This is a genomic window from Bacillus sp. LQ16, from assembly GCF_057784645.1.
Genome location: NZ_CM173491.1, coordinates 3,986,143 through 4,001,012 on the forward strand (window position 1 = coordinate 3,986,143; position 14,870 = coordinate 4,001,012).

Here is a 14,870-nt window from a genome sequence, read left to right on the forward strand (position 1 = left end):
TTTTTTCTAATACAATTTTTTCATAAAAAAACATCTGCACCATTTCGGTACAGATGTTTTTTACTTATGCCTTTTTCTTAAATAAGTTTGCAATACTTAATGCAAGCCCTCCCCAAATGACTACTATTCCAATAACCATCATCATAATCGCTGATCCACTCATTATGAAACACCTCGATCTTTCCATTCTTTTTCAAGCTTGGCAGAATCCGAATGAATTTGTGCATCCCATTTTTTCAGGCCAATGATTATTGCAACTATGAGGAATGCTGCTGCTATCGACCAACCATACGTTACAACAAACTCAGTCGGATAATCTCCGTAGTTCTTTTTAATATTTTGGATTGTACCATCAATTAGCATATACCCTAACATAAGCGGAGTAATAACGAGTAAACTCACTCTCCAAAACGTTCCTAATTTAATATCAGATACAAAGTTTGCATGATTTTGATAAACTGGTAAACGGCGTAAAATGAGCCCTATCGTAACTACTTCCGCAAGTGCAATTGTAATTAATCCGAAATTATTAGCGAAATAGTCGACAACATCTAAGAACATAAGTCCACCACGTGTTGCAAAAACAAGAGAAACTAACACGAGAAGGGTTCCCATAATTCCAATAGTTTTTTCCCGACTTAAACTGAATTTTTCAGATACAGCGGCAAAGCATACTTCCGCGAGTGAAATAAGTGATGTAATTCCAGCAACCGTTAACGATAAGAAAAATAAAACACCAAACAACGGTGACATCGGCAATTCATTAATAATTTGGGGAAATACTACGAACGCAAGCCCAACGCCAGCACTTGCTACTTTATCAACCGGTACTCCCATATTATTTGCCATAAATCCAAGAGCTGCAAAGACCCCAATACCTGCTAATAATTCAAATCCTGAATTTGCAAATCCAGTAATAAAGGCATTATTTGTTGTATCCGAGTTTTTCGGTAAATAACTAGAATACGTAATCATAATTCCAAATGCTAAAGATAAACTAAAGAATATTTGACCATAAGCTGCAAGCCATACTTTCCCATCAAAAATACGACTCCAATCTGGTTTAAAGAATGCATCTAGTCCTTGCATAGCACCTTCCATCGTCACTGCACGAACGACGATAATAAGGAACATAACAACTAATAAAGGAATAAATATACGGTTAACAACTTCGATTCCTTTTTTAACTCCTTTAAATGCAACGCCAAGCACAATAATCCAAACGAGAGCTAACGGAATTAATACTTCCGGTACAAGTCCTCCAAATTGTCCTGGCTTATCTGCAACATGTAAGTACTCTTTAAATAAAAATGATTGCGTGTCTTTTCCCCACGCTCCAGTAATTGCAAAGTATGTATAGGATATAGACCAAGCAATAATTACTGCATAATATGTTGAAACGATAAATGTTACGCACATTTGCCACCATCCAATAAATTCGGCACGCGGGTTAATACGGAAAAATGTAAGTGGTGCTGAACCACGATGACGATGACCAAGGGCAAACTCAAACGCTAACAATGAAATACCAGTCGTTAATAATGCAAATAAGTACGGTAAAAAGAATGCTCCTCCTCCATTTTCATACGCTGTATAAGGAAAACGCCATATGTTTCCTAATCCAACGGCAGATCCGACCGCTGCGAAAATAAATCCAGCTCTCGTTCCCCATTGTTGCCTCGTTTCCATATTTCCTTCCCCCTTTATGACAAGTTCATACTTGGATTATATTTTAAATTGACTAAATTATCAATAAATTCTGTTAATTTTTGCGAAAATTAACATTTCTCTCCTATTAACGGCACAAAAAAATCGAATAGACAATTATTCGTCTATTCGATCTTTCATCTGTTTTAATATTTTCTTTTCAAGTCTTGAAACTTGTACTTGCGAAATGCCTATGCGCTCGGCTACTTCTGACTGTGTTTGATCTTTATAGTAACGCAAGTATACAATTAAGCGCTCTCGTTCATCTAGTTCTCTAATCGCTTCTTTTAAAGCAATTTTATCGAACCATTTCGTTTCAGATTGATCTGCAATTTGATCTAAAATAGTGATTGGATCTCCATCGTTTTCATATACAGTTTCATGTATAGATGAAGGGGCCCGGCTCGCTTCTTGTGCTAGAACAACTTCCTCTGGCGTTAGTTCTAGTGCCTCTGCCACTTCATTAATCGTTGGAGCCCTTCCGAATTCTTTCGAAAGCTCATCTCTCATCTTTCGAATTTTGTTTCCTGTTTCTTTTAAAGACCTACTAACTTTCACTGATCCATCATCGCGTAAGAAACGTTGTATTTCACCAATAATCATTGGAACTGCATATGTTGAAAATTTCACGTCGAAAGATAAATCAAATTTATCTACCGATTTCAAGAGCCCAATACATCCAATTTGAAATAGGTCGTCTGGTTCGTATCCTCGATTAAGAAACCGCTGTACAACCGACCAAACGAGGCGCATATTACTTTGAACGATTGTATCTCTCGCTTGTTGATCTCCATCTTGACTTTTTTGAATTAACGCTTTTAGCTCGTGGTCCTTTAACTGAGGTTTCTTCTTCTCATTTTTGACCTCTATGTCCATAGGCTATTCTCCTTAATTGCATAGAGCGTTACTATTTGATAAGTATTTTGTCAAATGGATTGTTGTCCCGAAAGATTCGTTTGAAATAACTTCTACTTCATCCATAAAATTTTCCATGATAGTAAATCCCATTCCGGAACGCTCTAATTCAGGTTTAGTTGTAAAAAGGGGTTGTCTCGCTTCATCTAAGTTAAAGATTCCAATCCCTTCATCTCGAATCGTGAGTTTCACCATTGCTTCTTCCAAAATTACAGAAATATAAACAATACCTTCTGCATTTCCTTCGTATCCATGAATAATTGCATTTGTAACCGCTTCTGACACAACTGTTTTAATCTCCGTTAATTCTTCCATCGTTGGATCTAGTTGTGCAATGAAAGCCGCCACTGTAACGCGAGCGAATGATTCATTTTGACTTAATGCTGAAAATTGAAGGTTCATTTCATTTCTCATCTATGCCACCCCCAACGTCGCGAGCGCGTGCGCTTCACTTTCTTCTAAGCGAACGATTTTGAATAAGCCCGACATTTCAAATAAACGCTTAACAGGCGGTGAAATTGCACAAACAACCATTTCTCCACCTAATCCCTTTACGTGTTTATATCGGCCTAATATAACACCTAGACCAGAACTATCCATAAACGATAAGTTCTCTAGGCTCAAAACAATATGATGAACACCATGTGTCTCAATCATATCTGTTACTTTCGTTCGCAACTCTTCAGCCGTATGATGATCTAATTCACCCTCTAGTCTCACACATAGGACGTCACGTTTTACTTCTAATTGCATGGAAAGACTCACACGATTTCCTCCTTATGCTCAAACTTTACTTATTCACATACATAAAGATTTTCGTGATATAAAATAAGAATCCTTCCTGCTGACAAAAGAAGAACTATTTCGTCATAAAGTGAAACCTTTCAGCATTATTCACTTACATACGAATAGAAAAGCGGCAAAATATTTGCCGCTATTTTGATGTTGAAAACATCCCAAAACTTCTTTTAAATAACTCCCACCAGCTCGCTGCAGCAACATCTTCTTTTGCTATAATTGTTTGTTTTAATAAAACATCTTTATCTTTTTTTATAACAAGGGTGCCAAGCGCGTCACCTTTTTTAATCGGTGCTTTTACTTTCTTTTCAGCAATTACTTCTTGTTTTACCTTGTCCATATTCTCGCCCTTCTTCATAAGAAGAGAAACATTATCTGACGCAACTAAATCTACTTTTTCTTTTTTCCCTTTTCCTACTTGAACTGTCTTAATTTTTTCGCCGCGCGTATACAATTTCTTTGTCATATATTGTCCAAATGCATAGTCAAGAAGCTTTGTCACTTGGTTGTTCCGTTCTTTTGATGTTGGTGCTCCCATGACAACTGAAATGACACGCATACCATTTTTTTCAGCCGATGCTGTTAAACAATATTTCGCTTCTGTCGTAAAACCTGTTTTTACTCCATCTACGCCAGGATAAAAACGTACTAGTTTATTCGTATTAACGAGCCAAAACTTTTTATCCGTATCTTCACGTAAATAATCTTCGTACTTACCTGTGTATTTACGAATAAGTGGATACTTCATCAATTCTCTCGCCATTATAGCCATATCATTTGCTGTCGAATAATGGTCTTTGGCCGGAAGACCTGTTGGGTTTTGAAAATGTGTATTTTTCAGCCCTAAATCTTTCGCCTTTTTGTTCATCATATTTACAAATCCTTCTTCTGAACCTGCGATGTGCTCGGCTACTGCAACAGATGCGTCATTTCCAGATGCAATTGCAATACCCTTTAACATCTCATTTACAGTCATCTCTTCCCCAGGTTCTAAAAAGATTTGCGATCCACCCATTGAAGCTGCATGTTCGCTTGCTCTAACTTTATCGGTCAGTTTTAGTTTTCCTTTTTCAACTTGTTCCATAATTAAAAGCATTGTCATAATCTTTGTCATACTAGCAGGTGGTAATTTTTCATTTGGGTTTTTATCAAATAAAACTTTACCTGTATCTTGCTCAATTACGATTGCTGACGACGCTTGTTCCGCTAACTTCGGCGTTGTTTCTTCTGTTTTCTCCTGCTTCGTTTTTTCAGATTGCGCAAAACTCACTGAAGTTCCAGAAAGCAATAACATGAAACAAACAAGTATTCCAAAAACTCGCTTCATGACTAACCCTCCATTCTATATCAGACCTATTTTTTCCAATTCTCCTTTTTTTAATACCAATTTTTTCTATTATTTTCAGTTGACAAATACATTCGCCCCCTATATTGTATTAAGTGTATTACACATAGTAGTACACTTAATACATATGAGGAAGGAGACATTGCTCTTGCATATTCAACTTGACCCAAGAAGCAACACTCCGATATGGGAACAAATTGTTCAAAATATAAAAGAACTCGTATTGAAAAACATGTTGGCTCCAAGTGATAAACTTCCTTCTGTACGCGAACTCGCTTCTTTACTCGTTATAAATCCAAATACAGTGAGTAAAGCGTATCAAGAGTTAGAGCGACAAGGAATTATTGAAACGTTACGAGGAAAAGGAACATTTGTATCCCAATCGATTACCCCAACATTAGACGAAAGGAAAATCGCTATGGTTGAAAAGCAATTTCATCAATTACTATTAGAAGCCTCTTATCTTGGTATTACGAAAGATAAAATTCATGATTGGATAGATTCATACTATAAAGAGATTGGAGGGAATACGGATGTTGAAAGTGACAAGCTTGAAGAAAACAATTGATAATCAAACAATTTTAGACGATGTTTCTTTCACATTACAAAAAGGTAGTATCGTCGGATTACTTGGAAGAAACGGCGCGGGAAAAACAACTTTATTACGAACGATGGTCGGCATTTTAGACCCAGACGAGGGAACTGTTACATATGAGGATATCGACATCCATAAAAATCCTGAAACGAAACAAAAAATCGTATATGTTCCGGATTCTACTAACATACTGAACGGTTATACAGTAAAAGAAATCGTGAAGTTTTATAAAGCAGTTTATACCGCATTTGATGAACCATATTTCTACGAACTACTAGAACGTTTCAACTTACCAAACAAACGAATTCGTAGTTATTCAAAAGGAATGAAGGCACTGCTTGCCATCATTTTAGCTGTTGCTGCACAGGCAGAATATATTATTTTAGATGAACCAACAAACGGACTTGATCCTATCGTTAAAAGACAGATTTTACAGTTTCTCGTTGGAGAAGTTGCAGAAAAAGAGATTACCATTTTCATATCTACCCATCATTTAGATGAAGTTGAACAAATTGCAGATACAATCATCATATTAAAAGGACATACCGTATCTTCTATTACATCACTAGACGATGCAAAATCACAATTTGCTAAAATTCAAGTTGCTTATGAACGATCATTACCTCAAAAACTAGAAAACTTAAGCAATATTAAAATATTAAATCAAACGGGAAAAGTATATACGATTTTAATTGAAGGAAATGTAGCTGTAACGCTTGAGAAGTTTTATAAAGAGCAACCTATACTCATTGAAGAATTAACAATGTCACTTGAAGATGTCTTCGTCACGACACTGGAGGAGGATGGGTATGTTTCATAAGGCGTTGTGGATGTGGAATTGGAAGCGCGGGAAATATGCTGTGTTACTTTTTCTCTTCAGTTCACTTTATTTTTTATCTTTCGAATACTATCAAGCAGCAGAAACTCAACAGTCTCTCTTTCTCCATCCAGAAAAAATAGGTGAAGAAAAGTTCTACTATCATTATTCTTTTCATTCTTCTAATAGCTTTTGGTTAAGTATTATTACAATTATCCTATCCTGTATATTAATTGGCTGGGAGCGAAGTAATCAAAATGGAGATTCACTTATGACATTTCCATTTAAAAGACGTGATATGTTCTTATCGAAGTGGGTTTTCGGTGGATTTTTCATTGTACTATCATTTCTAATCAATTGGGGTCTTATGTATTTTATTTATAAATCTACGATTCACTTTGAATATCAATCTTTCGAACCGTTTCATCGATATTTCTTGTATGCAATTTTCACATATATCGCTATCTATACTGTCTCTTTATGTATAGGTACATTTACTGGCAGTATTATTTCACAAAGCATCTTCAGCATTACTTTTTGCATAATGGGAATGGGAATCTTTTCACTCTTACTCCTTTTCTTTACAGCTCATGCTGAAGCAATACACGAAAATAAAAGTTATACAAGTTTCGAAAACGCTTATAAATTCAATAAAAAAACCAACATTTCAAGCGCTATATTAGACTTTTCAATTAGTTATAATTACCACCCTACTGCCCAATCAGATGAAGATCATGGAAAAGTAATACAAAGGGGACCTACTTTTCATAGTTATTACTCTGCAAAAATAATACTTGTTCCTATCTTCTATACAATTTTCAGTTTGCTTATTGGGATGTTTCTCTATGCAAGGTCACCTAATGAACATAATAAGAAAATTTTCCTTTTTCCAAAATACAACTCACTCTGGATGTGGTGTACTACCTTTTATTTTGCATTAATAGGTGGGCAAATGTTAAAAAGTTTTGATTTATTATTTAGTTACTATGTTGGATTCTTGTTATTTGGAATCGTCACTTATTTTATATTATCACGTCTTACAAACTATAAAGTTTTTTAAAGGAGAGATCCTATGTTTCAAAAAGCATTATGGGTGCATACCTACAAACAAAGTAAATATATTGTTTGGCTATTTTGGTTAGTAAGTTTTTATGTACTATCATATAAATACTATTTAGCAGCTGCCGAGCAATTAAAATATTTTCATGAACATAATGAATGGAAATATATATACCGATACTATTATCAACTTTCACTTCCCGATGCTATCATGGTTCAAGGAGGACTCCTTATTATATTAGCCTGCATTCTTATTGGATGGGAACGTCAAAATGAATCAAGTGACATTTTATGGTCTATGCCATTTAAACGAAAACATCTCTTCATAACGAAATGGCTTTTTGGTGTGTGTAATATTGTAGCTATCGTTATACTAAATTGGGGACTTTTTGCTATTATGAAAAAGACAACCTTTCATAATAAGTATCAAATATTTTCACCATTTCATACTTACTTCTTGTACATGGTTATCATCTTAATTGCTATCTATACACTTGCATTATGCATAGGAACAATTGCTGGTAATATGATTTCACAAGGATTCTTCAGTGTTGCTATACTTGGATTCCCTTTTATTTTGCCGACTCTAATTGCCGGAGCTATTTCTATTCATACGGTTGGACTTACCTCCAATCATACCGTCTATACGGAGGAAAATGTAGATCGTTACGGTTCAGCAATAGAAAAAATGAGTATTTTAGCGCCCGTTCGTGGATTCAATATTAATTTTAATTACGATCCTCAACGTGCTTATACTGATCAACAAGGCGTACGTCATGATGAACCTAATTTTACGTATATTCCTTCAGCAACAAAACTTACCGGTCCAATTGCAAATATACTTATTCTATTCCCTTTAGGAATGTACTTATATACAAGATCACCTAATGAACAAAACGGAAACTTTCTCTTATATCCGAAGCTTAAAACACTATGTATGATATGTTGTGTAATCTTTATTGGAATGTTTGGAGGAATGGCAGCGGGCGGAAGTCGTTCTATCTTAAATTATTATATTGGTTTTATAGGGACCAGTACGATAGTCTACCTACTATTATCTCGCTTATTAAAATTTAAATTTTCTTGGCGTGTGAAATAACCTCCTTTAAAAGGAGGTTATTTCACATTCTCTCTCCTATCCCCATACACCATCTCTTCTTTCATCCCAAATCCATCACCATTTTGCACAATTTGCTCTGTCGGTGCAACTACACTTTCGGCAATTTTCCATTCCCCACGCTCTTTTACGAATACTTGTAGAAAATAGTTCATGCCATCTAATTGATATGCATTTTCTTTTTTCACATTATAGTGAATCGCAATGTAGTACACTTGAATGTTTTCTTTCCCTATTTTTGATACGTATTGCGATAGTCTCGGTATATAAAGTGCTGCTTTCTGAAAAGATAGTTGCTTCGCTTTAACAAGCGATGAACTTGTTACATTACGTAATGTGTCCCGATTACGAATATTATCGCTATGGTGGAATAATACTGCGTTTTGCATAGAACGAACCCATAATTTTGAATATAAGACTGTATTATCGTTTTCGATGTACTTCACTTCTTTTCGCACCACTTGGATAGGCGTATCTGCGTACGTGAATGTTTGAAAACAGAAAAAACTACCAAATAAAATGGTAAGTGCAGCAATATATTTCATAATCTTTCCTCCGATCTTTTAATTAAAGTATCGGAGTTTCAAAATATTTTTATTCAAAAGAAAAAGGATAGGAGTGCTTTCGCTTCCTATCCTCATTTATTATAATACGCGGCCAAATAGTTCTAAGACCATTTCTATTTCTTGGTCGCTCCAACCTTTAAATCTCTCTTTATAATATTCTTTACGCACAGCTTCAAGTTTTTCAGTTACTTCTCTTCCGTGCTCTGTAATTTCTAAGTACACGATTCGACGATCTGAATTAGAACGTTTTCTTTCTACTAATCCTTTTCGTACGAGACGATCTGTAACAGCTGTAATATGACTGGAGGTTACGTTTACTTCACTCGCAATTTGCGAAGCCATCTGTGGACTGTTTAAAAATAACGCACGTAATACAGAAAATTCATTATATGGCATATGTTCTGCAAAACGTGTATTAATATCATTTTGTAATAAACGTATCATTTTTCGAAATGATGCAGATAAATCTAAAATCAGCGTTTCTCTTTTTTCGTTCAATAGCCTCGTCCCTTTTTTATCATATTTACACATATTATAATCTATAAATACCTATGTTGTATATGCTTTCTTTCCTCAACATTCTCATTTATGTAACTTTTTTCATATAAATTTCTTTTTTGTTCACACATATACATATAAAAAGGATGGTGATGGAAAATGCAGGGTGGAATGAATCCTTATTTACACAACGTACGCACTGCTAATACTGGTAAAGAAGCTACTATTACTGTACAAGGAGAAGGTGTTGTAAAAGCAAAACCGAATGTTGTTATATTAACACTCGGCATTCGAACAGATGATAAAAATGTAAAACAGGCTCAAGAAGAAAATGCAGTGCAATCCAAACAATTGCTGGATGCACTTAAACAGCTTGGTATTGCCGATAAAGATATAGAGACGATTTCTTATACAATTACTCCTCAATACGAATATGTAAATGATAAAGCATTGCTACAAGGATACCGTGTAGAGCATTTGTATGAAATTACCGTTTTAAATGTACAAAAAGCTGGGGAAGTATATGATATAGCCGTTTCAAATGGCGCAAATGTAGCAAAAGGTTTACGTTTCCGAGTATCTCATCCAAATAAATATTATGAGCAAGCTCTCATTCAAGCTCTGCACCAGGCAGTAGAAAAAGCTCGTGCTATTGCGAGTACATATAATTTAAATATTAATCCTGTTCCCCTCTCATTCGTTGAAGAATCTGCCCAATTACCAAGGGAGGTTACGTCTTATGCTACTTTACATGCGCAAGCAGCTCCACCCATTCAATCGGGAGAATTAGAAATTATTTCAACAATACGGGCAATTTTTACGTATTTATAAATAATTTCATTTATAAGTAAACGTTATCATTTTCCTTGTTGTAAAAACATGATGTTCTGATATAATAAAGGACGGTGAGCTCTTACGAAAGAGATATCACGGGTGGGAGAGGGATATGAAAAAGAAGGTTTAACATGAAAGGAATACTTGAAAGAACATTTAAATTAGGTTTACACGAAACATCACCAAAACAAGAAGTTTTAGCTGGAGTTACGTCATTTTTCACGATCGTATATATTATGATTGTAAATGCGTCAATTTTATCCGATGCTGGCATTCCTCTTGAAGCTGGAATTTTAGCAACTGTTTTCAGTTCATTTGTCGGATGTCTACTCATGGCATTTTGGGCAAATGCGCCTGCTATTCTTGTCCCTGGTATGGGTGTAAATGCATTCTTCACGTACACAGCTGTGCATACGCTTGGACTAACTTGGCAAGAAGCATTAGCTGCTGTCTTTATCTCTGGTATTATTTTTGCAATTGCCGCTTTTACACCAATCGCTCGCGTGCTATCAGTATCAATTCCAAAGTCATTAAAAGAAGCAATTACTGTCGGCATCGGATTATTTTTAGCGTTTATCGGATTGCAAAAAGGTGGTTTAGTCGTTTCGAACCCAAATACTGCTGTTGCAATGGGTAAATTAAGTAACCCTGTCGTTCTTGCGACCGTGCTTACTCTTATCGTTGCACTTGTACTATTTATTCGTAACGTACGTGGAAACTTTTTATGGACGATTGCAATAGGAACTGGTATTGCATGGCTATTTGGCCTTGTTGATACAAGTCAAATCGGAAATAGTTCATTCTCATTCGCTAATTACGGCGATGTGTTTGGAGCTATGTCATTTGGCAAACTTTCTTCCTTACCGTTTTGGATTGCAACATTCTCCTTAAGCATGGTGCTTATTTTTGAGAACATGGGACTTCTGCACGGTTTATTAGAAGATGACCGTAAATTCCCACGTGCTTACCAAGCCAATGCAATTTCAGCAATGACATGTGGTCTATTTGGCACAAGCCCTACCGTATCAACAGTAGAGAGTGCCGCAGGTATTACTGCAGGCGGAAAGACAGGTCTGACGTCTATCGTTACGGGGTTGTTATTCTTTGCATCATTGTTTGCACTTCCGTTTGTCAAACTAATTCCTGATAGTGCCATTGCACCAATCTTAATTATTATTGGCGGCCTGATGATTACAAGCATTCAGCAAATTCCTCTGAACGATTTTTCAGAAGGATTTCCAGCGTTCTTAATTATCGTCATGATCCCGCTCACATATAGTATCGCTGATGGCATTGCGTTCGGATTTATTGCTTACCCTATCTTAAAAGTTGCTCTTGGAAAGCGTAAAGAAGTCGCACCATCTATGTATATCATTACATGCTTATTCTTAGCTATGTTTGTATTACATGCTATTGGTTAAGAAAAAACACCGGGGAAATCCTCGGTGTTTTTTACTTAAACCATCCTTTTTTATAAAACCAGGCCATCATTCCGCCGCCAATTAATGCCATTAGAAGAAGACAAATAAAATAACTATATTGTCCACCAAGCTCTGGCATATGCGTAAAGTTCATTCCATATACTCCCGCAATAAATGTTAATGGCATGAAAATAGTCGAGAATACAGTTAATGTTTTCATAATGTTATTCATATGATGTGAGTTTAATGAAAAATAACTATCCCGAATATCCGCCGTTAACTCTCGACTTGCCTCAATCATTTCCGTAAGTTTAAGTAAATGATCATGTATATCTTTAAAATAAATCTCATGATCACTTATACCGTAAAAACGAGTGGAATTCAAAATACGATACAATAAATCACGCATTGGAATAATTGTACGTCTTAACTTAGATAAATCTGCCCTAATATCAAATACTTCTTCTAGCACGGCTCCTGCTGTCTCACCTGTTAAATTATCATCAATCGCATTTAAATGATCTTCAATGTAATATACAGGTGCGAAATAATCATCTACAATTTGATCAGTGATCGTATGTGCTACATGTAAAGGCCCTTTCTTAATCCGCCTCTTCTCACCAAGTGTTTTCCATACTCTTTCAATTGCATTATTATGAGAAAAATGGAAAGAAACAATATAGCGATCACTAACAAACAAATCAATTTCATGTGGTTCTAGCCCATCTTCTCCAAACGCGTGAAGAACTAAAAAGTTATATCCATCATAAAAATCAACTTTTGGCCTCTGTACATATTCTAGACAGTCTTCAATTGCAAGGGGATGGAACTTAAAATGGTCTTGCAGAATATATGTATACTCTTCTTTCGTTGGCTTATATAAATCTAGCCAATACCATACAATATGGTCTTTCTTTGTTTCTTCTAGAGAAACATCATATAATACTTCATCTGTTTTTGTTACTGCACAAATTCTAATCATAATTTCACCCATTATTATTATAAACAAAAAATAGTAAAAAAAGCCAAGGAGAAATCTCCTCAGCTTTTTTTTATTACTTCGTTACGATACCGTGTACTAAAGTTGGTGCATCTACGTGTTCTTTAGAGATCTTCATGTTCTCATAAATTTTCGCTTTTACATCTTCAACATTTTCGCGGTTTGCGTAAATTGTAACAAGGGATTCACCTTGCTTCACGCTATCGCCTACTTTTTTGCGCAGCATTAGACCAACTGCTAAATCAATTTCAGACTCTTTCGTTGCACGTCCTGCTCCTAAAAGCATTGCTGCTGTTCCGATTTCGTCTGCAACGATTTCTGATACATATCCGTCTTCTTTCGCTTCCACTTCAATTTTAAATTGTGCTTGTGGCAATTTAGAAGGGTCATCAACAACAGATGCGTCACCGCCTTGCGCTGATAAGAACGTTTTAAATGATTCTAGCGCTTTTCCGTTGTTCATTACTTCAATTAGCTTTTCACGTGCATCTTCTAAAGATGAAGCTTGTCCAGCAAGGTACACCATTTGACTTCCAAGTGTTAAACATAGCTCTTCTAAATCTTTCGGCCCTTTACCTTGTAATGTATCAATTGCTTCTTGTACTTCTAATGCGTTACCGATAGCTTCACCGAGTGGTTGACTCATATCAGAAATAACTGCCATCGTATTACGACCAACGTTATTACCGATGCGTACCATTGCTTCTGCTAAACGTTTTGCATCTTCATCCGTTTTCATAAATGCACCTGCTCCAGTTTTTACATCAAGAACAATTGCATCTGCACCAGCAGCAATTTTTTTACTCATAATCGAACTTGCAATAAGCGGAATTGAGTTTACTGTTGCTGTTACATCACGAAGTGCATATAACTTTTTATCAGCAGGTGTTAAGTTACCACTTTGGCCGATAACAGCGATTTTGTTTTCATTTACAAGACGCATGAATTCATCGTTTTCAATTTCCACATGGAATCCTGGAACTGCTTCTAATTTATCAATTGTACCACCAGTATGTCCTAAACCGCGTCCAGACATTTTCGCTACTGGTACACCTAAAGCAGCTACTAATGGACCTAATACAAGTGTCGTTGTATCACCAACACCACCTGTCGAATGCTTATCTACTTTTACACCTTCAATAGCTGATAAGTCGATTGTATCACCGCTATTTACCATTGCCATCGTTAAATCAGCACGCTCTTGATCGTTCATATCTTGGAAGAAAATTGCCATTGCAAGTGAACTTACTTGATAATCAGGAATATCACCATTTGTATATCCTTCAACAATAAAGTTAATTTCTTCTGTCGTTAATGCATGTCCGTCACGTTTTTTTGCAATTAGGTCCACCATTCTCATTGTGAAGTCACCCCTTCATTTGTTTTACGATTGCTTTTACTAATGCTAAGAAGTTAGCTTTAACACGTTCTGTCGTTTCAATTACTTCATCGTGGTGAAGTGGCTGATCTAAAATACCAGCTGCCATATTTGAAATACAAGAAATACCTAATACTTTCATACCAGCATGACGCGCTACAATTACTTCAGGTACTGTTGACATACCAACTGCATCTCCGCCAAGTGTACGAAGCATACGAATTTCAGCAGGTGTTTCATATACAGGACCTGTCATTCCTACGTATACACCTTCTTGTACTTTAATATTTAAGTCTGCTGCAACTTGTTTCGCCATTTCGCGAAGTTCTACTGTATATGATGTAGACATATCAGGGAAACGTACGCCCATTTCAGAATCATTCGGTCCGATTAATGGATTCGTACCCATGAAGTTAATGTGGTCTGAAATTAACATAAGATCGCCTGGCTCAAATGATGTATTTACACCACCAGCTGCGTTTGTTACAACTACTGTTTCTACACCTAGTTCTTTCATAACACGAACTGGGAATGTTACTTTTTGCATGTCGTATCCTTCATAGAAGTGGAAACGTCCTTGCATTGCTACTACTGTTACACCTTGAAGTGTACCAAATACTAGTTGACCTGCATGGCCTTCTACAGTTGATACTGGGAATTCAGGGATTTCACTGTAAGGTACTGTTACTGCGTTCTCAATTTCGTCTGCTAATACACCTAGTCCTGATCCAAGGATTAGTCCTACTTGTGGTGTCTCTTGAAATTTCTCTTTTAAGTATGAAGCTGATTTTGTAATAAGTTCACGATTCATTTGTTTATC

General features: G+C 36.0%; 17 protein-coding genes. 6 read left to right on the top strand and 11 right to left on the bottom strand.

Features of this window, described 5'->3' with window-relative positions:
- Positions 1-64: 64 nt before the first annotated feature.
- From AC3EMB_RS19950 to dacF, 6 genes are all read right to left on the bottom strand, one after another.
- On the bottom strand, positions 65-163 hold the full coding sequence (locus AC3EMB_RS19950; RefSeq protein ID WP_000016826.1) for a methionine/alanine import family NSS transporter small subunit: 99 nt from the start codon (positions 161-163) through the stop codon (positions 65-67).
- The gene (locus AC3EMB_RS19955) at positions 163-1,689 is read right to left on the bottom strand and encodes a sodium-dependent transporter (RefSeq protein ID WP_029443184.1); all 1,527 of its coding nucleotides are present in this window, start codon (positions 1,687-1,689) and stop codon (positions 163-165) included. Before AC3EMB_RS19955 ends, AC3EMB_RS19950 begins: the two co-directional genes overlap by 1 nt.
- A 135-nt stretch (positions 1,690-1,824) precedes the next feature.
- Complete coding sequence (gene sigF / locus AC3EMB_RS19960) at positions 1,825-2,583, bottom strand: RNA polymerase sporulation sigma factor SigF (RefSeq protein WP_000350729.1); 759 nt, start codon at positions 2,581-2,583, stop codon at positions 1,825-1,827.
- A 12-nt stretch (positions 2,584-2,595) separates the two neighbouring features.
- Positions 2,596-3,036: an anti-sigma F factor gene (spoIIAB, locus tag AC3EMB_RS19965; RefSeq protein ID WP_001243398.1), complete on the bottom strand. Its 441-nt coding sequence runs from the start codon at positions 3,034-3,036 to the stop codon at positions 2,596-2,598.
- A complete protein-coding gene (gene spoIIAA / locus AC3EMB_RS19970) occupies positions 3,037-3,387 on the bottom strand; it encodes an anti-sigma F factor antagonist (protein ID WP_000059135.1) in 351 nt (116 codons plus the stop codon).
- Positions 3,388-3,556: 169 nt separating this feature from the next.
- On the bottom strand, positions 3,557-4,747 hold the full coding sequence (gene dacF / locus AC3EMB_RS19975) for a serine-type D-Ala-D-Ala carboxypeptidase DacF (RefSeq protein ID WP_000831997.1): 1,191 nt from the start codon (positions 4,745-4,747) through the stop codon (positions 3,557-3,559).
- Between the two features lie 166 nt (positions 4,748-4,913).
- Here dacF and AC3EMB_RS19980 point away from each other — a divergent pair, with 166 nt between their 5' ends.
- The 4 genes from AC3EMB_RS19980 to AC3EMB_RS19995 are packed head-to-tail and all read left to right on the top strand — an operon-like array spanning position 4,914 to position 8,335.
- A complete protein-coding gene (locus AC3EMB_RS19980) occupies positions 4,914-5,333 on the top strand; it encodes a GntR family transcriptional regulator (protein ID WP_000548027.1) in 420 nt (139 codons plus the stop codon).
- Positions 5,299-6,180, top strand: coding sequence for an ABC transporter ATP-binding protein (locus AC3EMB_RS19985; protein WP_069604576.1), 882 nt, complete (start codon positions 5,299-5,301; stop codon positions 6,178-6,180). Before AC3EMB_RS19980 ends, AC3EMB_RS19985 begins: the two co-directional genes overlap by 35 nt.
- Positions 6,170-7,237: an ABC transporter permease gene (locus tag AC3EMB_RS19990; RefSeq protein WP_488517238.1), complete on the top strand. Its 1,068-nt coding sequence runs from the start codon at positions 6,170-6,172 to the stop codon at positions 7,235-7,237. Before AC3EMB_RS19985 ends, AC3EMB_RS19990 begins: the two co-directional genes overlap by 11 nt.
- A gap of 12 nt (positions 7,238-7,249) precedes the next feature.
- A complete protein-coding gene (locus tag AC3EMB_RS19995; protein ID WP_488517239.1) occupies positions 7,250-8,335 on the top strand; it encodes an ABC-2 transporter permease in 1,086 nt (361 codons plus the stop codon).
- Between the two features lie 17 nt (positions 8,336-8,352).
- Here AC3EMB_RS19995 and AC3EMB_RS20000 read toward each other — a convergent pair whose 3' ends face one another.
- Positions 8,353-8,898: a hypothetical protein gene (locus tag AC3EMB_RS20000; protein WP_000873787.1), complete on the bottom strand. Its 546-nt coding sequence runs from the start codon at positions 8,896-8,898 to the stop codon at positions 8,353-8,355.
- Between the two features lie 99 nt (positions 8,899-8,997).
- Positions 8,998-9,417: a MarR family winged helix-turn-helix transcriptional regulator gene (locus tag AC3EMB_RS20005; RefSeq protein ID WP_001003307.1), complete on the bottom strand. Its 420-nt coding sequence runs from the start codon at positions 9,415-9,417 to the stop codon at positions 8,998-9,000.
- A gap of 159 nt (positions 9,418-9,576) precedes the next feature.
- On the opposite strand from AC3EMB_RS20005, the gene AC3EMB_RS20010 reads away from it, so the two are divergent.
- Both AC3EMB_RS20010 and AC3EMB_RS20015 read left to right on the top strand, forming a co-directional pair.
- Positions 9,577-10,248 (top strand): SIMPL domain-containing protein, encoded by a 672-nt coding sequence (locus AC3EMB_RS20010; protein WP_001161449.1) that lies wholly within the window; start codon positions 9,577-9,579, stop codon positions 10,246-10,248.
- 134 nt (positions 10,249-10,382) lie between these two features.
- Positions 10,383-11,672: an NCS2 family permease gene (locus tag AC3EMB_RS20015; protein ID WP_000676248.1), complete on the top strand. Its 1,290-nt coding sequence runs from the start codon at positions 10,383-10,385 to the stop codon at positions 11,670-11,672.
- A gap of 31 nt (positions 11,673-11,703) precedes the next feature.
- Here AC3EMB_RS20015 and corA read toward each other — a convergent pair whose 3' ends face one another.
- The 3 genes from corA to AC3EMB_RS20030 form a co-directional block, all read right to left on the bottom strand.
- Complete coding sequence (corA, locus tag AC3EMB_RS20020; protein ID WP_002026281.1) at positions 11,704-12,666, bottom strand: magnesium/cobalt transporter CorA; 963 nt, start codon at positions 12,664-12,666, stop codon at positions 11,704-11,706.
- Between the two features lie 61 nt (positions 12,667-12,727).
- Positions 12,728-14,032, bottom strand: coding sequence for a pyrimidine-nucleoside phosphorylase (locus AC3EMB_RS20025; RefSeq protein ID WP_001243080.1), 1,305 nt, complete (start codon positions 14,030-14,032; stop codon positions 12,728-12,730).
- Positions 14,033-14,039: 7 nt separating this feature from the next.
- Positions 14,040-14,861: a purine-nucleoside phosphorylase gene (locus AC3EMB_RS20030; RefSeq protein WP_001078446.1), complete on the bottom strand. Its 822-nt coding sequence runs from the start codon at positions 14,859-14,861 to the stop codon at positions 14,040-14,042.
- Positions 14,862-14,870: the final 9 nt, after the last annotated feature.